This is a genomic window from Psychrobacillus soli (assembly GCF_006861775.1).
Lineage (GTDB): Bacteria > Bacillota > Bacilli > Bacillales_A > Planococcaceae > Psychrobacillus > Psychrobacillus soli.
Genome location: NZ_VDGG01000026.1, coordinates 1 through 20,118, shown reverse-complemented (window position 1 = coordinate 20,118; position 20,118 = coordinate 1). Strand labels below are relative to the sequence as shown.

General features: G+C 37.2%; 17 protein-coding genes and 2 pseudogenes. 12 read left to right on the top strand and 7 right to left on the bottom strand.

All coding sequences use genetic code 11. The features are described from left to right. Window positions 1–31 precede the first annotated feature (31 nt). The gene (locus FG383_RS13020; RefSeq protein ID WP_142607826.1) at window positions 32–913 is read left to right on the top strand and encodes a DMT family transporter; all 882 of its coding nucleotides are present in this window, start codon (window positions 32–34) and stop codon (window positions 911–913) included. An 811-nt stretch (window positions 914–1,724) separates the two neighbouring features. On the opposite strand, the gene FG383_RS13015 is transcribed toward FG383_RS13020, so the two are convergent. Further along, window positions 1,725–2,204, bottom strand: coding sequence for a GyrI-like domain-containing protein (locus tag FG383_RS13015; protein ID WP_142607825.1), 480 nt, complete (start codon window positions 2,202–2,204; stop codon window positions 1,725–1,727). Window positions 2,205–2,384: 180 nt separating this feature from the next. On the opposite strand from FG383_RS13015, the gene FG383_RS13010 reads away from it, so the two are divergent. The 3 genes and pseudogenes from FG383_RS13010 (at window position 2,385) to FG383_RS13000 (ending at window position 4,094) form a co-directional block, all read left to right on the top strand. Beyond that, the gene (locus tag FG383_RS13010; protein WP_142607824.1) at window positions 2,385–2,708 is read left to right on the top strand and encodes a DUF378 domain-containing protein; all 324 of its coding nucleotides are present in this window, start codon (window positions 2,385–2,387) and stop codon (window positions 2,706–2,708) included. 451 nt (window positions 2,709–3,159) lie between these two features. Next, window positions 3,160–3,294, top strand: a pseudogene (locus tag FG383_RS21540) (AraC family transcriptional regulator); the annotation flags it as partial. A gap of 14 nt (window positions 3,295–3,308) precedes the next feature. After that, the gene (locus tag FG383_RS13000) at window positions 3,309–4,094 is read left to right on the top strand and encodes a class I SAM-dependent DNA methyltransferase (RefSeq protein WP_185907937.1); all 786 of its coding nucleotides are present in this window, start codon (window positions 3,309–3,311) and stop codon (window positions 4,092–4,094) included. A gap of 48 nt (window positions 4,095–4,142) precedes the next feature. Here FG383_RS13000 and FG383_RS12995 read toward each other — a convergent pair whose 3' ends face one another. The 3 genes from FG383_RS12995 to FG383_RS12985 are packed head-to-tail and all read right to left on the bottom strand — an operon-like array spanning window position 4,143 to window position 7,218. Next, window positions 4,143–5,702: a YndJ family protein gene (locus FG383_RS12995; protein WP_246096995.1), complete on the bottom strand. Its 1,560-nt coding sequence runs from the start codon at window positions 5,700–5,702 to the stop codon at window positions 4,143–4,145. Continuing rightward, window positions 5,692–6,303 (bottom strand): DUF4166 domain-containing protein, encoded by a 612-nt coding sequence (locus FG383_RS12990; RefSeq protein WP_142607822.1) that lies wholly within the window; start codon window positions 6,301–6,303, stop codon window positions 5,692–5,694. The genes FG383_RS12995 and FG383_RS12990 overlap by 11 nt, the downstream gene beginning before the upstream one ends. Continuing rightward, window positions 6,304–7,218: a DoxX-like family protein gene (locus tag FG383_RS12985; protein WP_142607821.1), complete on the bottom strand. Its 915-nt coding sequence runs from the start codon at window positions 7,216–7,218 to the stop codon at window positions 6,304–6,306. Window positions 7,219–7,349: 131 nt separating this feature from the next. Here FG383_RS12985 and FG383_RS21155 point away from each other — a divergent pair, with 131 nt between their 5' ends. Further along, window positions 7,350–7,787: a GNAT family N-acetyltransferase gene (locus tag FG383_RS21155; RefSeq protein ID WP_142607820.1), complete on the top strand. Its 438-nt coding sequence runs from the start codon at window positions 7,350–7,352 to the stop codon at window positions 7,785–7,787. A 51-nt stretch (window positions 7,788–7,838) separates the two neighbouring features. Next, a complete protein-coding gene (locus tag FG383_RS21150; RefSeq protein ID WP_142607819.1) occupies window positions 7,839–8,639 on the top strand; it encodes a class I SAM-dependent methyltransferase in 801 nt (266 codons plus the stop codon). A 140-nt stretch (window positions 8,640–8,779) separates the two neighbouring features. Here the strand turns inward: FG383_RS21150 and FG383_RS12970 are convergent. Both FG383_RS12970 and FG383_RS12965 read right to left on the bottom strand, forming a co-directional pair. Beyond that, window positions 8,780–9,691: pseudogene (locus FG383_RS12970) on the bottom strand (FAD-binding oxidoreductase); the annotation flags it as partial. 76 nt (window positions 9,692–9,767) lie between these two features. Next, complete coding sequence (locus FG383_RS12965) at window positions 9,768–10,544, bottom strand: enoyl-CoA hydratase-related protein (RefSeq protein WP_142607817.1); 777 nt, start codon at window positions 10,542–10,544, stop codon at window positions 9,768–9,770. 154 nt (window positions 10,545–10,698) lie between these two features. Here FG383_RS12965 and FG383_RS12960 point away from each other — a divergent pair, with 154 nt between their 5' ends. Beyond that, a complete protein-coding gene (locus tag FG383_RS12960) occupies window positions 10,699–11,928 on the top strand; it encodes an EAL and HDOD domain-containing protein (protein ID WP_142607816.1) in 1,230 nt (409 codons plus the stop codon). A gap of 502 nt (window positions 11,929–12,430) precedes the next feature. Next, window positions 12,431–12,796 (top strand): YhjD family protein, encoded by a 366-nt coding sequence (locus FG383_RS12955; RefSeq protein WP_142607815.1) that lies wholly within the window; start codon window positions 12,431–12,433, stop codon window positions 12,794–12,796. Here the strand turns inward: FG383_RS12955 and FG383_RS12950 are convergent. Then, window positions 12,793–13,335 carry a competence protein ComK gene (locus FG383_RS12950; RefSeq protein WP_185907936.1) on the bottom strand — a complete coding sequence of 181 codons (543 nt, stop codon included), beginning with the start codon at window positions 13,333–13,335 and terminating at the stop codon, window positions 12,793–12,795. The genes FG383_RS12955 and FG383_RS12950 overlap by 4 nt on opposite strands. Before the next feature lie 179 nt (window positions 13,336–13,514). Between FG383_RS12950 and FG383_RS12945 the strand changes: the two genes are divergently transcribed. The 4 genes from FG383_RS12945 to FG383_RS12930 all read left to right on the top strand — a co-directional run bounded on the left by FG383_RS12945 (window position 13,515) and on the right by FG383_RS12930 (window position 19,970). Further along, on the top strand, window positions 13,515–13,751 hold the full coding sequence (locus FG383_RS12945; protein WP_142607813.1) for an IDEAL domain-containing protein: 237 nt from the start codon (window positions 13,515–13,517) through the stop codon (window positions 13,749–13,751). Window positions 13,752–13,887: 136 nt separating this feature from the next. After that, window positions 13,888–15,870, top strand: a complete 1,983-nt coding sequence (gene uvrB, locus FG383_RS12940) for an excinuclease ABC subunit UvrB (protein ID WP_142607812.1) — start codon at window positions 13,888–13,890, stop codon at window positions 15,868–15,870. A gap of 6 nt (window positions 15,871–15,876) precedes the next feature. Next, window positions 15,877–18,765, top strand: a complete 2,889-nt coding sequence (gene uvrA, locus FG383_RS12935; protein WP_142607858.1) for an excinuclease ABC subunit UvrA — start codon at window positions 15,877–15,879, stop codon at window positions 18,763–18,765. Between the two features lie 83 nt (window positions 18,766–18,848). Further along, the gene (locus tag FG383_RS12930) at window positions 18,849–19,970 is read left to right on the top strand and encodes a DUF4097 family beta strand repeat-containing protein (RefSeq protein ID WP_142607811.1); all 1,122 of its coding nucleotides are present in this window, start codon (window positions 18,849–18,851) and stop codon (window positions 19,968–19,970) included. Window positions 19,971–20,118: the final 148 nt, after the last annotated feature.

The following is a 20,118-nucleotide window of genomic DNA, read 5'->3' as shown; positions in this document are numbered from 1 at the left end:
TAGGAATATTGAAAAAAGGTTGGTGGTTTATGTGCAAAAATATATCGGTGAAATATTACTTGTAGCAACGGCAATTATATGGGGAAGTGGATTCGTTGCTAGTGCCGTATCACTTGAATATTATACGCCCTATCAAATTTTGGCAGGAAGATTTTTAATAGGTGCGATTATATTAAGTGTTGTATTTCATAAAAAGTTGAGAAAAATGAAAAAAGGTACGTTAATTAGAGGGGCGGTTTTAGGAATTTTCCTATATGTAGCTTTCGCTCTTCAAACGGTAGGCTTACAATATACGACACCTTCCAAAAATGCATTTTTAACAGCAGTAAATGTAGTCATCGTTCCTTTTATCGGGTTTTTATTATATAAACGAAAAATGGATATGTATGAGTTGGGTGGGGCAGTTTTAGCAGTAATTGGTGTGGCGGTATTATCGCTTAAATTATCTTCGGAGATCAATGTCGGAGATTTGCTCACACTTTGCTGTGCAGTTGGATTTGCATTTCATATATTTTATACGGCAAAATTTGTTAAAGAGGAAGATCCAGTTGTTATCACAATCATTCAAATGGTTGTTGCCGCAGTTATTGGTTGGATTGTTGTTGCATTCAAAGGAGAAACTTCCTTTTCAATGGAGACTGAAGGAGTGCTAAACCTTCTTTATCTAGGTGTTTTTTCAACAACGATTGCTTATTTAATGCAAACCGTTGCACAGAAGTACATAACGGAAACAAAAGCGGCCATTATACTATCGACGGAATCTTTTTGGGGGATGGCGTTCTCGGTTATTATTTTAAGTGAAGTGATGACTTTCAAAATGATTGTTGGTGCTGTTATAATCCTTTTTGCGATCATTTTGTCTGAGACGAAGTTTAGTTTTTTGAAAAAGGATAAAATGAAATCAATTGTATAGATTTTTGGATATTAAAGCGTTTCTACAATTGTAGAGACGCTTTTTGAGGATAATGCGTCGTAATGACCGCTAGGATTTCCGCTTCAGGGCGGACGCTTTCCGCGGGGTGAGCGATGAACCATCACCGTAGCTGCGCGTCCGCCTGCGATGGTTCATCTGTCTCACTCATCCCGCTGGAGTCGCCGCGCTTCCGCTCCAATCAATAGGAATTTATTGCTAATTTTGCGTCTACTGTTATCAGAGCTTTAAATTGATCAGATTCACTATGCAATATTTATTAAAGCTAATTAGAAAATGCTTTCTCCGAATAAGTAGAGCATTTGCTTAGGATAAAGTTCGTTTCATACAACCATTTATTGGTATGACACCTCGTATTCATCGTCGTCTCACTCCAAGTAAACTTGTTATTTTAAGAATTGGTTGCTTTCACTAACAATTTGNTACATATTCGAAAAAACTGTAAAAAATTTTGTTTTTTACGAGCCGAAGCTGATAAGTAAGCAATTTCCGTTGATTTTCGCTATGGGCGACGACTCCTGCCGGAGGCCAACAGGACGTTGGTCACGAAGGCGTTGCCACACGATGTGGCGCTCTTAGCCTTTGTTCCTCGTGGGCAAATGAGCCGGCACAACGTACGCTTTAGCGGCGGTGCTGGCTCATCGCTCACCCGGCGGAAAGCGTCAGCCTTGCAGCAAAAAAGGCAGGGGACATTTCATTCAACTCACTAAGACGCATTAACCCTATATTGTGCAACATTCTATAGCATATTCGGAGCACTCTTGGAGAATTTATTAAATAAGATAGTGAAATTTTACTTAATTGCCACCCAAATTTCATTAGATGCATTTGGGTTTTTCGGATCCGTTTCTATGTACACTTCAAACGGTTGTATTTCGGTAGGCACAAAGCCACTAGAAGGAAACCATTCAGAATAAATTCTTTCCCAAGTAGTTGCAAGGGCGGATGGAAAGGGACCTTGTACTTCAAAAACGACCCATTTTGATGCTGGAAAGTCTATACTTTTTAATCCTTCTGGTACGCCGCCATTAGATTCTGCTGCAACATAATAATTCATTTTATTTTCTTCTTTATTCACTTCTGCCCAAATACCTAAAATTCCTTTTGTTTCACCACTTCTTAACTGTTCCAATTGATCGAAGGTTCCATTTTCGTGAATATCATTCCAAAAGTTTTGAAATGCTTGTATGCTACTATCTTCTACTTCGTATGGAAATTCTCGATTCACTCCAATTACTTGAAAAGCCTCTCGTTCGACAATACGAAATTGCATTTATTATTACTCCTCTCCTATAGAATAATTCTTCATATAGCATGTTTCTCTATTCTAATTATATTCCAATATTTCGACTTACTCCATTTTTTATAAAGTAGTCTCCTTATTGTATGAAAGTTTGTTTTTAGTGAAAGATAAGAGAGCATTTTAATGAAGTTTAAGGAGGTGTTAATCACAATGAGAACGATACATCGAATTGCTTTAGTACTCGTCATAATTGGTGCTATTAACTGGGGACTAATCGGCTTTTTTAGATACGACCTAGTATCGTCTATATTTGGAGGAGAAACGGCAGGTATCTCGAGATTTATTTATGCGCTTGTCGGATTAAGTGGACTAGTCTGTTTACCACTTTTATTTGAACCTGCAAGAGATGTGGAAGTGGATAGAGATACTCGAGGCTTAAGAAATGTAAATTATGGAACGGAATTTGGAGAGGAAACAGACTTGACCGATATTAAGGATTATTCGGAGAGAAAAAAGGCTGAGGAAAAGAAATAATTTCGATATTCCCGAACGAAAAAACTGGCGACCTTTTATACGGTCGTCAGTTTTTTGCTGTTAGGAGTTTCTAAATCCTTATTGGACAACTTGAATAGAAAATAAAAAGGAGATACCGCCACGTATCACGAAGATTACATAATGGATTGATGAAAGGGGATTGTAAATGTTTGTAATTAATGTGGAGGCTGCTGTATTTAAAAAAGAAATAGTAGGGGTGTTTATGAAGGCAAGAACATTTATTGAACTCCGACAAGCCTTCTCGTTGGGCTTTACCGAGAGGGAGTAGCGACACATTTCTCATGACAAACAGTTCCGAATATAAAACCTTCTATCTGCTTTTCCTATAATGATGAAGGATATGAATGGTTAACTTTTGCAGAAGAAAATGTAGAAGCTATAAAAAAAGCATTTGCTGATGACTACGAAGCCTTACGCAAGAAGCACCATTTCATGGTTGCCTAATAGCGAATACGAAACCGATTTTAATAGATATACGCTAGAGTTTAATATGAATAACCCAGCAGATGATCCCGAAGGAAAATGTAAGGTCGATTTATATATTCCTATAAAAAACAATGACTAAGGAGATTTTGATTTATGATCAAACCAATATTTATTGAAAATCTAGAAGAATACGATGACCCAGTTTCATATGATATCGAAAATAATGGATACATCGGCGAACTCCCACTTTTAGAACAATGGGCTTCCCAAGAGAGCGGTCCGATTATTGATTTAGCTTGTGGTACAGGAAGAATTACGATTCCTTTAGCTAGTAGGGGCTTCCACTTAATCGGAGTAGATTTGCATGCTGGTATGCTGGAACAAGCGAAGAAAAAGTCGCACGAACTTGATCTACAAATTGAATGGCTAGAGCAGGATTGTACCCAACTAAATTTAAATTGTAAAAGCTCATTAATCTATATGGTCGGAAACTCGATTCAACATTTCCATACGAATGAATCACAGAACATGCTTTTGTCTTCCATTCATAAACATTTAGAAGAGGATGGAGTGTTTATTTTCGGAACGAGATTTCCAAATGCCGAAGAATTACTGCAACCAAGTACAGAAGAATATTGGAAAACATATAACGACACCATTTGTAACAAAGAGGTAGATGTTTATACAATTAGTCATTACGACGCATTAAGTCAAATCCAACGCTATACTACTATCAGAAAGTTTAAAAATGCGGATGGAAAAGTAGTAGATGAAAAAAGAACGAATATTAGTTTGCGATATACGTACCCAAAAGAGATGGAAAGGCTATTATCTGAAAACGGCTTTGAAACTCTGCATATGTACAAAGATTGGAACGGAACACCTATTAGTAACGACAGCTATGAAATGATTTATGTATGTCGGAAAATCGGGAAATAAGTAAAAGGAGTCCTAAGGATAATATAGGACTCCTTTTTATTCGGATATTTAGAGAGTTTCTTTTAAATTTATGACATAGTCAATCGTTAAAAAAGGCAAGGTAAATATCCGCATTTCATGTTTGGCGCGAAGGTGACCTTCTTTTATTTCTTCTATTAAAAACTGCTCCTGCAGTGGTAACTTAAATACGTAATTACAGGCAGCTAAGTAAATCCCAGCATCCGATTTACTAGTTCCTTTACTCGTCAACAGAAGTTTTTCTCCTTGTTCGTGCAATTCTAATATTCCGATCATGGAAGACAAGGGCAGGGGCAAGGCAATATTCATATACGTTTTATCGTTCGTTTGATGGGATGAGTAGAGGGCAACGAAAATTACTTCTTTATCTATTTTTCGCACCCATGCTCTTGTTTTTGTACGACCGTCTTCTACTGGAACAATGTCTCCAGTCATTTCCGTTCGTTTATTAGAAAATGGAAGATTGAGTTGTTGGATTGTCCCGCTCATAAGCCTGTAGATGGCTGCAAAAGGCTTGAACCAACTATGCCAGTGGACTTCTGAAAACAGTCTGTAATCGGTTGTATTTTCATAAAAGTCGATAATGGTAGAAGAAAGATTATCTTTTTCCACATATATATTCATATCGTCAACAAGACCTTTGTATTGCTGCATTCCAATATGTTTAGTTAAAATCTGTTCCCCGATTTTGTACTTTCCATTTATTTTACTGATGGGAAAGCGCCGGCCTCGTTCCGTTGAAGGGGGTGTGAAAATAGCCCAACTGATAATCCCGTATAACGCAAATAAAACACAGTTAACTAAACCATGAAAACGCAACATAAAATCGATATTTACAGTAGTAACTCTCGCCGCATACAACAGAGAAAAAATAATCGTAACGCCTAACGATCCGAATGATACGAGCACGCCCACTTTTTGGAGTGCACTTGTAAAAGTCGCTTTCAAAGTTAATACAATCAAACCGTAAATGCCAATAATATAAAGAAGTACCGAAACAACCTCCAGCCAAGGTGCAAATGTAATGCCAAGTGCTACAACAATCGGGGAGATTAATATAATGGCGCAAACAATTTTATAGGCAGTTGTCTTATATAATCGACCGAGAAAACCAATAAACACTGGCAATAAAAACGAAGAATAATGAAAATGAATTCCTGTTAACCATGTAAGTAAAGGGGAAAATCCAGTATCGATTTCTGCTACATATGCGAAGAACCACATACCACCGATGAATAAATACATCATCCCCGCATCAATCGCAAATTCCTCCAAGCGTGCAAAGCCTCTTCGGATAAAACGCCCGAACCCGTATAACGCAACTACAAATGTAAAAAGCAGATAGATGGCTGCAAATACTACATCCAGTTTAGTATCCGTTGTTACTTGTAAAATAAATACCGATATAAAAGCAGGTATAGCAAAATAATAATACAATCGCTTATCTTTTTTTAAGATCATTTGTAAAGTGACTGGTACAAATAGAAGCTGAGCGACCGTTAACATTAAAAAATACCACGGTCCAACAGTAAAAATCACGGCTACTACAAATAAAATAATATGTAAAAATGCAATTTGTTTAAAAGACATCGGCTCGAAATTCTCCTTCATATTCAAATAAAGTACCGATTAATGGATTTGTGATAAAGACATGTATAGAAAAAACATCTCTTTCTTCTATATAATACTCCTCTACCTGAACAACACCTTGAAAAATTGCAGGAAGAGGAATTTCAATCGATCCAAGAACAAATCGCTGCTTTCCGGATTCAATTCGTATATGTCCTCCTTCTGAGACGATAAAAATTAGTTCGGAGTAAAACAAACTCGGCTCCCCTAAATAATCTTTTACGACGCTTTTATCAGCATCTAAGCTCATCAGCGCGTTAAAATATCTTTTCTTTTTAGGAAACTGAAAAATTCTCTCCCAGTGCACTTGCTGCTCCCCGCTTGGACCAGTTCTTGTTGTATTAACAATCTTAAAAGGAATGTTTTCTCCTTGCTCTGGAAACAAAAATTTCCAACGAGTCCCGAGTAAAAAGAAGGGGAGCAGCCATTTAGGTCCTCCACTAATTTTTTTCATCATGCCCGTCGCTTCAAAAGGTTTCCCTTTCGGAAGCGCATATCTTTTTTGGAGCATTGGCTGAAGTTTTTCAAACTGATCTCCTAATATTTCTTTATATATAGACATTCATTTAACTCCTTCTCTCGTTCGTTTACAGCTTTTAGCAGTCGGAATATCATTGCTCATGAAAACTCCAATAATGGAAAGAACAAATAAAGCGACGTTAAACGTGAAAGGATTAAATGGATGACTTAAACTAGCTGGCTCTGCAATGATGGCTGATAAGGTGAGCAGAGGAAAAAGGAATAACTGTATTTTTAGTAATCTTTTTTTATGATGATAAAGTAACCAAATAAGACCGAAGATTATTTCCACCATCCCAATTGTCGTGACAAGGCTATATGCCTCGCTTCCAGTAATGGACAACAAGCTACTCGTCATGCTGACCTCTTCAGGATGCATCATCACCAATTTCGGTACTAAACCTTGATATACCCATACAAAGAAGAACAGAAGAGTAATCATCCAATGACTGAAAAATCGCCGGTATTGTGAGATTGGTGCTTCTCCTTTTTCTAACCACCTCTTTAACACATCGAAGCTTAGTGCAGTGCCCCATCCAATGAGAGGGCGGAAAACGAGATGGTCAAAAAATCTACCAATCGCCCCAAAATTCGTTTCATAATCGTATTGTGTAAGAAATTTAATGGAATTTTGTTCGGGCTTATATTTCCAGTAACCCTTTCCTTCACGAATAATGGAAATTGCTTGATCTGTTCCAAAGTGCAAGGAAGATGTTCGAGAATCATCTTTTGCATGAAAAGCACCAACACTTTTTCCCCATCCAGCAATGTTCAGTCCGAATCCAATATTCGTTTTATATTCAAAATGCTGGGTTTCATTTTCTTGTTTTGGTAAATAGGTAATAGAAGAAAAGCGAAGATCCCATTGTTCATGTAACTCAGGGGTCTGTGTGGCTTCCCATAATTTATCCATTTCTGAATCAATAGCTATTTCCACATATATTGGTTTTCGCTTCATTAGAATCACCTCCGATTAAGCTTATCATAAGATGAAGGAGTTTTAGCTAGTATAAGAGAATAGATTAGAGAACTGAAAAAGTAATTGAAAACATAGGACAAAATATAATGGAAATAAGGAGTTTATCTTACATGAATATTTATCAAGCAACGATTAATGATCTTGATTCCCTAGTGGAGCTTTTTGACTTATACAGACAATTTTATAAACAAGCATCTGATCTTAAAGGTGCGAGGGAGTTTTTAGAGGAAAGATTAATGAAAAAAGAGTCCATTATTTTCATAGCTTTCGATGACGGAAAAGCTATTGGCTTTACACAATTATTTCCATCTTTTTCATCGGTGAGTATGCAAAAGTCATGGGTGCTAAATGATTTATATGTAAAAGAAGCAGCACGAAGAAAAGGAGTCGCTGAAAAGTTAATAAATCAGGCAATTGATTTTGCTGGGGAAACTAGTGCAAAAGGTATTTTACTAGAGACGGCTGCAGATAATGTGAATGCGCAAAAGCTATATGAGAAAATTGGATTTAAAAGAGACACGAGTTATTATTACTTTTTTACGATTTGATTTTTCTGTATAACCGTTAATAAATATTTATTTCCTAAAGGAGCTGGATTAATGAAACAAGAAATAGTTAGCCGCACTAATCAAATAGGGTGGAATCAATCTGCCTACCAAGCTTGGACAAATCGTCATGGCACACCAAAAGAATATGCAAAAAAGTTATTAGAAAATCCTATAAATTCTGTAGAGCACTATTTAGAGTTCATAGGAGAGGTAAAAGGTAAAAAAGTTGCGAATCTTTTAGGATCAAAAGGAAATAAAGCAGTATCTTTTGCTTTGTTAGGAGCAGAGGTTACAGTTGTGGATATTTCAGAAGATAATAAGAGATATGCGATGGAATTGGCTAATGAAGCAAAAGTGAATATAAAATACATAGTTTCAGATATTTTAGAAGTTCCGGAGGATGAAGTGCTAACCGATTTTGATGTCGTTCTTTTAGAATTGGGGGTATTACATTATTTTGTTGATTTAGTGCCGTTATTTAAAGTAGTTTATGACTCTCTTAAATCTGGTGGGCAATTTATTTTAAGGGATTATCATCCTTTTGTTTCGAAGTTAGTGAACGTCGAAGAAGGTGAAATGATTGCGAATGGCGATTATTTTAATAAAAAAGTGATGGAAGAGGATGTGGCTTATAGTTTTCTACTTTCAGAGGAAGAGAGGGCTAATTTGAAAAAAGTTACTCTTCGGAGATGGACTTTAGGTGAAATTGTTACAGCTATTTCAAAGGCAGGATTTCGTATTAATTATCTGGAGGAAGAAGCAGGAGTTAGATGGGCGTTTCCAACAGGTTTCCCCGAAGGAATAGAGGATAAAGTGCCGGGGTTATATACGTTAATTGCCACAAAAGTCTGAGTGCCACATAAACCAATGTGAGCACCACATAACCCAATCTGAGTGCCACCAAAATCTATTTGAGCACCACATAACTCTATCTGAGTGCCACCAAAATCTATTTGAGCACCACATAACTCAATCTGAACACCACATAAACGAAAGGGGGAGAGACCGAGAAAGAATTTGGGAATGGCAATAAGGCTTTCTCGTTTTAATATACTATGAAGTTTTAGCTGCGTTTGGTCCTCGGTCATATAATAATCGGTTGTATACATTTCGGTCAGAAAGCTCTCTGGTGCAACAGAAATTCTTGCTAAATGCATTTTAACAGCATCATCTTGCAGGACATTCGTTGTAAAATAAGAACTGTATTCATCGTAAGCTAGTGATGTTGTACGAATTTGATAGAGTTCATCATCTGTTAATTGCAATGTTATATCAAGGATGACACCAAATAATCCATAGCCTCCGATGACTAGCTTAAATAGCTCGGGATTTTCTTGTCGACTGACATGCATAATATTGCCTTCCGCATTCAATAATCTAAAGGATTCTACAGTCTCAATCAAAGAAGTATTTCGAATATCCCGGCCATGTACATTCACACTTAAGGAACCGCCAACAGTGAAAATATTTTGCGACTGACTCACTTTTAAAGCAAGCCCATGTGGATTGATATAAGACTGAATATCAGCCCAAGTTGCTCCACTTTGTACGGTGATGAGCTTTTTCTCTCTATCTAGTTCTAAAATTTTATCATAGTTTTTCATATCGAGAAGAATTCCATTTGGATATAGTGTTTGCCCGCCTTGACTATGTTGCATCCCGCTAATAGAAATTGGGTCATCATTTTTATTGGCATCTAGTATAATTTTTTGTAGCTCATCTTCATGATCGCTTGTTTTTATTGCTTTCATTTTAACAGGCAAAAGACGTCCGTGATCTTCCATGGTTGGGTTGGCTAGTAGGATTTGAAATAATTGAAAAGAGCTAATAAATATCAATGCATATAAAAAAGCAGCGAAATAGCGATACTTATAAATTTGCCTCTCCTCCTTTTCAACTACCATTTTACTTTACCATTTACAATAGTATTCTGACATGAAAAAAGCTACCGATTCATTAATCGGCAGCCCCTTCACTAGTTTACTTACCTTTAAATACTGGTTTTCTTTTTTCGCTAAATGCATTCAATGCTTCCACTCGATCTTCTGTTGGAATAGTGATTTCATACGCTTTGCGCTCAATATGTAATCCAGTTTGCAAATCGGTATTCATACCGTGTTTAATAGCAAACTTAGCTTGTTGCAAGGCAATCGGTCCGTTAGCGAGCATGAGTGCTGCAAAATTCTCCGTTTCCGATATCAAAGTTTCGCGTGAAGTAACCTTAGTGACTAAGCCATATGCGAATGCTTCATCTGCTTTTAGTCTTTTGGCAGTTAGGATGAGTTCCATTGCTTTTGCTTCCCCAATGAGTCTCGGTAGTCGTTGTGTTCCGCCAGCCCCTGGGATAATTGCTAAACTAGTTTCGGTTAATCCTAGCTGAATGTCATCTGCTGCAATTCGGAAGTCACATGCAAGCGCAAGTTCTGTTCCACCTCCAAATGCATAGCCATTTAGCATAGCGATGGTTGGTTGTGGTAAGTTTTCGATGGTCGAAAATACTTCGCCAATTTTATAAATATTCCGTTTCACTCGTTGTTCGGTCAGTGTCTTTCGTTCCTTTAAGTCCGCTCCTACACTAAATGATTTTTCGCCAGCTCCCGTGAAGATGACTACGCGAATATCTGGATTAATACGGATGGATTCTGCGATATCCCCAAGCTCCCGCAACATATCATAATTAAATGCATTTAGCGCTTCTGGTCTATTTAATGTGACGTATGCTATATTACCATGTTGTTCATAACGAATTGAGTCCATATTTTCTCCCCCTTAGTATTTGTTTCCCCATACAAAACATATCATTTTACTAATAGTCTGTCATCTTTCCTAGGAAAGATTAAATTAAATCGATTTTCAATTTGCGATTTGATACAATTATATTATTGAAAATTTAAGGATTTGAGGTATTCATTTGGACATTTTTGTTGCGAGACAGCCGATTTTTGCTAAAGATGAACATATATTTGCGTATGAACTATTATATAGAAATGGTCAGAATAATTCTTTCCCTCCTATAGCAGGGGATGAGGCTACATTAGATGTCATAGCGCATTCATTTTTAACAATAGGCATTAATGAACTAGCAGGGGAAAAATTATGTTTTATTAATTTTACAGAAAATCTATTAGTAAAAGAGGTATTTTCAAAATTTCCTGCGAATCGAATTGTCGTCGAGGTTTTAGAGGACATTCCCATTACGATGGCTTTACTTCGAAAACTACGAGAGATTAAGTCTCTTGGTTTTTTAATTGCCTTAGATGATTTTGTTCTACAAGAAAATGTCACCTTGTATGATGAATTACTCTCACTTGTTGATTTTATTAAAGTAGATTTTCTATTAAGTACGTTATCAGAACGACAAGCAATTGAACGAATCGTCAAAACCAATTATCCGAATATCGTGTTGTTGGCAGAAAAAGTGGAGACAAGGGAACAATTTTTGGAAGCAAAAGTAGCTGGCTACGAACTCTTTCAAGGTTACTTCTTTGCAAAACCCGAAGTTATTAAAGGAACAGAAATACCAACGAATTTAGCGCAATATTTTCGGATTATCAACTTGTTGCGAAATAATTCCGTTACTGTAGAAGAAATTTCGGATGAAATTGAGCGAGATGTTTCTCTTTCTTTTAAAGTACTAAAGATGATCAACTCCCCAGCAGTTCGGACAAAATCCAAAGTTCGATCGATTAAGCAAGGAGTGCTCATGCTTGGGTTAGAGGAATTGAGTCATTGGCTGCATGTTTTATTACTACGTGAATCCAAAAAAAATCATTCGGGCGATGGAATAGCCCTTATTGAAGCGTCGTTATTTCGAGCAAAACTTTGTGAGTTACTAGCAAAGCGTAAACTTTTACAAAATGCTTCTGAGTATTTCCTAGTAGGCATGTTTTCTTTAATAGACACATTACTTCATCGACCGATGATTCATTTACTACAAGATTTACCACTTTCTGATGAGGTTTCACAAACCCTTTCTGGAACTAAGACGGAAATGTCTCCTTTTCTAGAGCTTGCTATTGCATGTGATGAGGTCCGTTGGGATGATATGATTGTTGGAGCTGCTACACTTGGCATTGATCATTCCACATTAAACGCTCTTTATCTAGAAGCCCGTCGTTGGGCAACCGAAATAATCAACTAACTACCATGTCTTTTGGAATGGTAGTTTTTTGTTGTATTCATAAAGTTTTGAGTAAATGCGCATTACGCAATTTCCTCTAGTCTTAGAGTTTGCCGCACCTTCAAATGAGTGGGGATCATACTTCGGCTCATGCGGCCCGGCGCGCTGCGGTAAATGTATCCACTAAGTCCTATAAACAATTCGCAGCATATTAGGCATTGGCATCACACTCCAAGTAAACTTGTTAATTTAAGAATTGGTTGCTTTCACTGGAAATTTGGTTGCTCTCGTGCTGATTTGATTGCTTTCCGAGTAGAACTGATTGCTTTCAATGATCAATTGGTTGCCCTAAACCATTTATTGGCTGGCGAAAAGCGTCCGACTACAGCGGAAATCACAGCGGTCACCTGATAAAGCTTTTGACGACGTATTATTCCCAAAAAGTATTGCTTCTTAATTGTTGCATTTTCTTCTAAAAGTTGTACAATAAGAGAACAAATGTTCTGTAAAAGGAGAATGCGAGATGCCACTAATACCGGAAGAGGCTATACCTTATTTAGAAAATATGATTTATCTCCCGATGGTATTAACTATTTTAGAAAAGGATCGAATGATTTTCGAACGAGGTCCCTTTAAGTTAAAACGCCCGTATGTAGCTATGGTAGAAGGAGCCACAAAGCAAGTTCACAAGGAGTTGAAAGAGACCCATATTTATATGAAAAGGAATAGTATGAAAGTTCTTCGCGGAGAAGGTGATGATATGTTCACGGAATATGTATTTTTTCATGGAGGCTATGAAGAACATCGTCGTTATTTAAATGTCCGACTCCGCAACCGAGTGGAAGAACTACTCACGATGTACTTGGCTATTGTGGAAAATGTACATTAACCAAATAAATCTTTCTGAAATAGTGGTTTTTGAGAAGTGATTAATCCATTATTCACCAGATGGCTCATTCTTTTTAAAAAGTGCATATTTAAAAGGTTTGCAAATCCAAGTTGTCGGCTAATCGTATGTGGAGAAGAAGGTACTTGTATCATTTGTCCATTTGATAAAACGATCGTGCAGCCATCTTCAGAAGGATAAAATGATTCGATGGCTCCAAGAGAAAACCATATGTTTAAATCAGATCTTGGAGAAAGAATAGGAATTAAAATGCAAGGACTTCCAAAGTCGTGTGCAATAAGAATAGGAAGCTTCAAATAATTTCCAATGGCTTCTTTCGATAACTTAGTGGACTGTTGAAAAGAAGAACCGTAATAGGAACAAGAATGTCGAACGATGTCATAAGGCCTTTTACCTATCACTTTAGATTCTCCCGAATAACTGATTGCTTTTGTAAAAACTTTGTTATTAATTACAACTGGTTGAAGTACAGCGGTGTCAAATGAAATTAGGAAAGAATTTTCATCTTTTTTATTGAACATATACATTCACTCCTTAGGTAAGTTATAACTTGATTATAGTTAAATATGGAAATAAATCAAGTAAATATATCGATTTTTAAAAATATTTGTTCTAAACAATAAAATCACAATTTTCTAAAAATGATTGCAACTGACGTCCAGCTTTTATATAATGGAAAAAAGGCATCGGGGTGATGGAAATGGACAAACAATATTCATATGCAGATTTTTTAAGAGCAATGGGTCAGCCAGGGAAAGAAAGTTCTGCAGAAAAATTGTTGAATGAAATTTATCTTGATATGTTTTTGAACATTATCCACCGGGAACAAAGTGGTAATCGATTATTAGAATTAATAGATGAGGCACTTGATCAAAAAGACGAAAAGGCATTTATGCAACATACAAATGCATTACAACAACTAAATAATGCGAAGTAATGGATGGAAAAGCCGCTTATGCAGAGCGGCTTTTCTTATGCGCTAAATTCATGTCAAAAAACATATGTTCGTTTTAATAGTGTTCAAAAAAAGAGTATGTTAAACTGAAATTATTCAACTAGTGGGAGGCTTATGTATGGAACAAATTTTCGATTTGCAAGCTCCGTATGAGCCAGCAGGAGATCAAATAGAAGCGATAAAAGAATTAGTGAAAGGTGTTCAAGAAGGGAAAAAACATCAAACATTGCTTGGTGCAACGGGCACTGGGAAGACATTTACGATTTCCAATGTCATTCAGCAAACAAATATGCCAACCCTTATAATGGCACATAACAAAACTTTAGCAGGACAGTTATATAGTGAATTTAAAGAGTTTTTTCCGAATAATGCTGTCGAATACTTTGTTAGTTATTATGATTATTTCCAACCAGAAGCTTACGTGCCTCAAACCGATACGTATATCGAAAAGGATTCAAGCATAAACGAAGAAATCGATAAGCTTCGTCACTCTGCTACCTCTTCGCTATTCGAAAGAAAAGATGTCATCATAATTGCTTCAGTTTCCTGTATATATGGGCTCGGAAATCCAGAAGAATATAGAGAAATGGTCGTTTCTCTCCGAACGGGTATGGAAATTGAGCGAAATCAGTTGCTGAGAAAATTGGTCGATATTCAATATGAACGAAACGATATTAATTTTACACGAGGAACCTTCCGTGTTCGTGGGGATGTTGTCGAAATTTTTCCAGCATCAAGAGACGAAAAATGCCTTCGAGTGGAGTTTTTTGGCGATGAAATCGACCGTATTCGAGAGGTTGATGCATTGACTGGGGAAATATTAGCAGAACGTGAACATGTAGCGATATTTCCTGCATCTCACTTCGTTACACGAGAAGAAAAGATGAAGCTTGCGATAGAGAATATTGAAAAAGAACTAGAGGAACAATTAAAGGTGCTACGTGCGGAGGATAAATTACTAGAAGCACAACGACTGGAGCAACGTACTCGCTACGATTTAGAAATGATGGAAGAGATGGGCTTTTGTTCAGGTATTGAAAACTATTCACGTCATTTAACCCTACGCGAAGCCGGAGCGACACCGTACACGTTGCTTGACTATTTTCCGAAAGACTTTTTGTTAGTAGTAGATGAAAGCCATGTTTCATTGCCACAAGTTAGAGGTATGTTTAATGGAGACCAAGCAAGAAAATCTGTACTTGTGAATCATGGATTCCGGTTGCCATCAGCACTTGATAATAGACCACTTACTTTTAGTGAATTTGAAGGTCATGTTCATCAAGCAGTCTATGTATCTGCAACGCCGGGTCCTTATGAGCTAGAGCATACACCGGAAATGGTAGAACAAATTATTCGACCGACGGGGTTATTGGATCCAATCATTACATTGAAGCCGATTGAAGGGCAAATTGATGATTTGATCAATGAAATACACGAACGCACAGCGAAAAATGAACGCGTGCTTATTACGACGTTAACGAAGAAAATGTCGGAAGATTTGACGGATTATTTAAAAGAGATTGGCATTAAAGTACAGTATTTACATTCTGAAGTGAAAACATTAGAGCGAATTGAAATAATAAGAGATCTTCGTTTAGGGACATATGATGTACTGATCGGCATCAACTTGTTAAGAGAAGGACTAGATTTACCAGAAGTATCACTCGTTGCTATATTAGATGCGGATAAAGAAGGGTTTTTACGTTCGGAGCGCTCGTTAATACAAACAATAGGACGCGCTGCTAGAAACTCAAATGGTGAAGTAATTATGTATGCGGACAAAATAACAGATTCGATGCAAAAGGCGATGGATGAAACGTCACGACGTCGTACGATTCAAATGGAATATAACGAAAAGCATGGAATTACGCCGAAAACGATTGAGAAGAAAATTCGGGAAGTGATTCGCGCATCTCAAGTAGCGGAAGAAGAAGCAAGTTATGCACAACAGTTAACGAGTGGTAAACCTTTAACGAAAGAAGAAAAAGATACACTGCTACAAAATTTAGAAAAAGAAATGAAAGATGCTGCTAAAGCACTTAACTTTGAACGCGCAGCACAATTACGTGATGCAATCCTTGAATTGAAGCTGGAAGGATGAATAATGTTGAAAAACAAAGAAATTATTATACAAGGTGCTCGGGCACATAATTTAAAGAATATTAGCTTAAAAATACCAAGAGATAAGCTAGTTGTTATGACTGGGTTATCGGGATCTGGTAAATCGTCTTTAGCATTCGACACCATTTATGCAGAGGGGCAACGTCGCTATGTGGAATCATTATCCGCCTATGCAAGACAATTTTTAGGGCAAATGGATAAACCTGATGTCGACGTCATTGAAGGACTTTCTCCGGCTATTTCCATTGACCAAAAGACAACAAGTAAAAACCCACGTTCTACCGTAGCAACTGTAACGGAAATTTACGATTATTTACGTTTGTTATTTGCACGTGTTGGCAAACCAATATGCCCTACACATGGCATTGAAATTTCATCTCAAACGATTGAACAAATGGTTGATCATCTAAGTGAGTACCCGGAAAGAACGAAAATGCAAGTACTTGCACCAATTGTATCTGGACGTAAAGGAACACATGTGAAATTGCTGGAAGATATGAAAAAGCAAGGCTTTGTACGTGTTCGAATAGATGGCGAAATCACCGACCTGGACGATGATATAAATTTAGATAAAAATAAAAAGCATAATATTGAAGTAGTGATAGATAGAATCGTCCTTAAAGAGGGAGTAGCAGCAAGGCTAAGCGATTCATTGGAATCAGCACTTCGACTGGCAGATGGCCGTGTTTTAATCGACGTGATGGAGCATGAAGAAATATTGTTTAGTGAACATCATGCTTGTCCGATTTGCGGATTTTCGATAGGCGAGTTAGAACCAAGAATGTTTTCATTCAACAGTCCATTTGGTGCATGTCCCGATTGTGACGGTTTAGGAACGAAATTAGAAGTAGACCCAGAACTAGTTGTACCTGACAAAAGTATGACATTGGAAGAGGGAGCAATTATCGCATGGCAACCAACAAGCTCCCAATACTACCCAAAATTATTAGAAGCTGTGTGCAAACATTACAAAATCAAAATGAAGGTGCCGGTAGAAAAATTGCCGATAGATCAGTGGAATAAAATAATGCACGGATCTGGCGATGATAAAATTCGTTTCCGCTATGAAAATGAATTTGGTCAAGTACGCGACAGTTTAATTCAATTTGAAGGAGTACTTTCTAATATCGAACGCCGTTATAAAGACACGTCCTCCGACTATATCCGTGAGCAAATGGAAAAATATATGGCGCAGCATGATTGTCCTAGTTGTAAAGGTTATCGTTTAAAAGAGGAAACGCTTGCAGTGAAAGTAGACTCTTTGCATATTGGTCAAGTAACACAGTTTTCGATTGAAGAAGCAAATAGATTTTTCAATCAATTAACTTTGTCGGAAAAAGATATGCAAATTGCAAAATTAGTATTCAGAGAAATTAACGAAAGACTTGGATTTTTAGAAAATGTCGGCCTTGATTATTTAACCTTAAACCGAGCATCAGGCACATTATCAGGCGGGGAAGCACAACGGATTCGTCTAGCTACACAAATAGGCTCAAGACTGACAGGTGTATTATATATTTTAGATGAGCCATCGATTGGTTTGCATCAGCGTGACAATGATCGATTAATCGAGACATTAAAAAATATGCGCGACATTGGAAATACATTAATCGTTGTAGAGCATGATGAAGATACGATGATGGCAGCGGACTATTTAATCGATGTCGGCCCTGGTGCTGGTATTAGAGGCGGAGAAATTGTTGCTGCTGGAACACCAGAACAAGTGATGAAAAATAAGAAATCGCTCACTGGCCAATATTTAAGTGGGAAAAAGTTTATTCCTCTACCGACAGAAAGAAGAAAACCAGACGGACGATATATTAATATTAAAGGTGCAACTGAAAACAACTTAAAAAATGTCCATGTCGATATTCCATTAGGAGTATTTACAGCAGTAACAGGCGTATCCGGTTCTGGGAAAAGTACATTAGTGAATGAAATTTTATATAAGTCACTTGCTTCCAAACTGAACCGATCGAAAGTAAAACCAGGGGCAAATGAAAGTGTAGAAGGCATTGATCAGTTGGAAAAAGTGATTGATATCGACCAATCTCCTATTGGACGAACGCCAAGATCCAATCCAGCAACGTATACAGGCGTATTCGATGATATAAGAGATTTATATGCGGCGACAAATGAAGCAAAAGTAAGAGGATATAAAAAAGGTAGATTCAGCTTTAATGTAAAAGGTGGACGCTGTGAAGCATGTCGCGGAGATGGAATCATTAAAATTGAAATGCACTTTTTACCGGATGTCTATGTCCCATGTGAAGTATGTCATGGGAAAAGGTATAACCGAGAAACATTAGAAGTACAATACAAAGGGAAAAATATTGCAGAAGTATTAAAAATGACAGTAGAAGATGGATTAGTGTTTTTTGAGAACCATCCAAAAATTAGTCGAAAACTACAAACGATCGTCGATGTTGGACTTGGTTATGTGGAGTTAGGTCAACCAGCAACTACACTTTCAGGAGGAGAAGCACAGCGTGTAAAATTAGCTTCTGAATTGCATAAACGATCAAACGGTAAAACATTTTATATTTTAGATGAACCGACAACAGGTTTACATGTAGATGATATTGCTCGCTTACTTGTCGTGCTCCAACGCCTCGTAGAAAACGGTGATTCTGTTCTCGTTATTGAGCATAATTTAGATGTTATTAAAACTGCTGACTATATGATTGATTTAGGTCCCGAAGGTGGAGATAAAGGTGGAACTATAGTAGCAGTTGGGACGCCAGAAATAATAGCCGAAACAAAAGGTTCTTATACTGGTAAGTATTTAAAGTCGGTTCTTGAACGCGACCGGAAACGAATGGACGAAGTCGTTTCAGCAGCTTCTACGAAGAAAAAAACAACTGTCCAATCATAATTGAAACTTTTTTAAAGTTTAGTCGTATTAAATAGAGTAAGTAACTCGATTTATATTTTAAACTTATGAGGAGGCCTTTCACTATGCAAGAAGAACGTAAACGTATTTTAGATATGGTTGAAAACGGCACGATTACTGCACAAGAAGCATTGGCACTATTAGAGGAACTTGGCAAACAGTCTTCACCAATCTTTTCGTTAGAAAAGGAAGAGCCAAAACAAGAACAAACACATGCACAAAACAAGCACCAAAGCGCCGATTTTATAGAAGATTTAAAACGTGATTTTACAGTGATGGGTGAACGGTTTATGCAGTTTATGCAAGGAACTGTAGATAAGATGAAAGAATTCGACTTTGAAATGCCATTTGGTGAGCCAGTTGTTTTTGAAGAAAGATTAGTAAAAGAACAAGCGACTTTCGATGATATTTCCGTTAACATAGCGAATGGTAAAATCGAAATTCATCCGACAGAAGAGACGTATGTACATGCAACTGTAAAAGTGAAGTCTTTCAAAAACTCAACAGAAGAAGAAGCAAAAGCACGTTTCGCAGAAGAATTTATCTTCACTACAGAAGGAAATAAATTACGTGTGTACAGTGATATGAAAACAACTTCTGTCCAAGTAATACTGTATGTACCGAAAAAAGCATATAATCATATTTCTGCAAGATTGTTTAATGGCGAATTTACCGCTAAGAACTTGGAAGCAAACTCATTTAAAGTAAAAACAACGAACGGAAAAGTAACTTTAGATGCGTTGACGTTCAAAAGAGCAGATATAGAGACGGTAAATGGATCCGTAGATGTACAACATGTTGTAGGGGATTCGATCGAAGTAGAAACAATGAATGGTCGTATTTATGTAGATGGAAAGCTGAAAGAATTGGAAGGTTCTTCGGTTAGTGGGCATGTCATTTTAACGACGAAAGATAAAGAAGCACGTAAAATCGAAGGTACTGCTGTTGCAGGAACGGTTGAATTGTACGTACCAAAAGATGTGTCACTAAAAGGAGAGACTACTACCCAATTAGGAAAGATTGATGTGCAGCTTTCAGATGTCACGCAGCTTAACCAATCCGAACAATTGTTGAACAAAAAAGTAGGGTTTACTAAACTAGTGGATTCCGAAGCAGAACCACTAAGAGTATATGGAGATGCAAAAACGGGATCTGTTCTTGTACGTTATACAGTAGACAGTGAATAAGAACCGCCCAAAGCCGTAAGGAGCATAACGCTTCTTGCGGCTTTTGTTTTTAGGGAGACGACAAATTCGGAGATGCATTATAGGGATAATGCATCTGAAATTACAGACTTATCAGGGCGGATCCGCTAACAAACAAAATACTGACCAT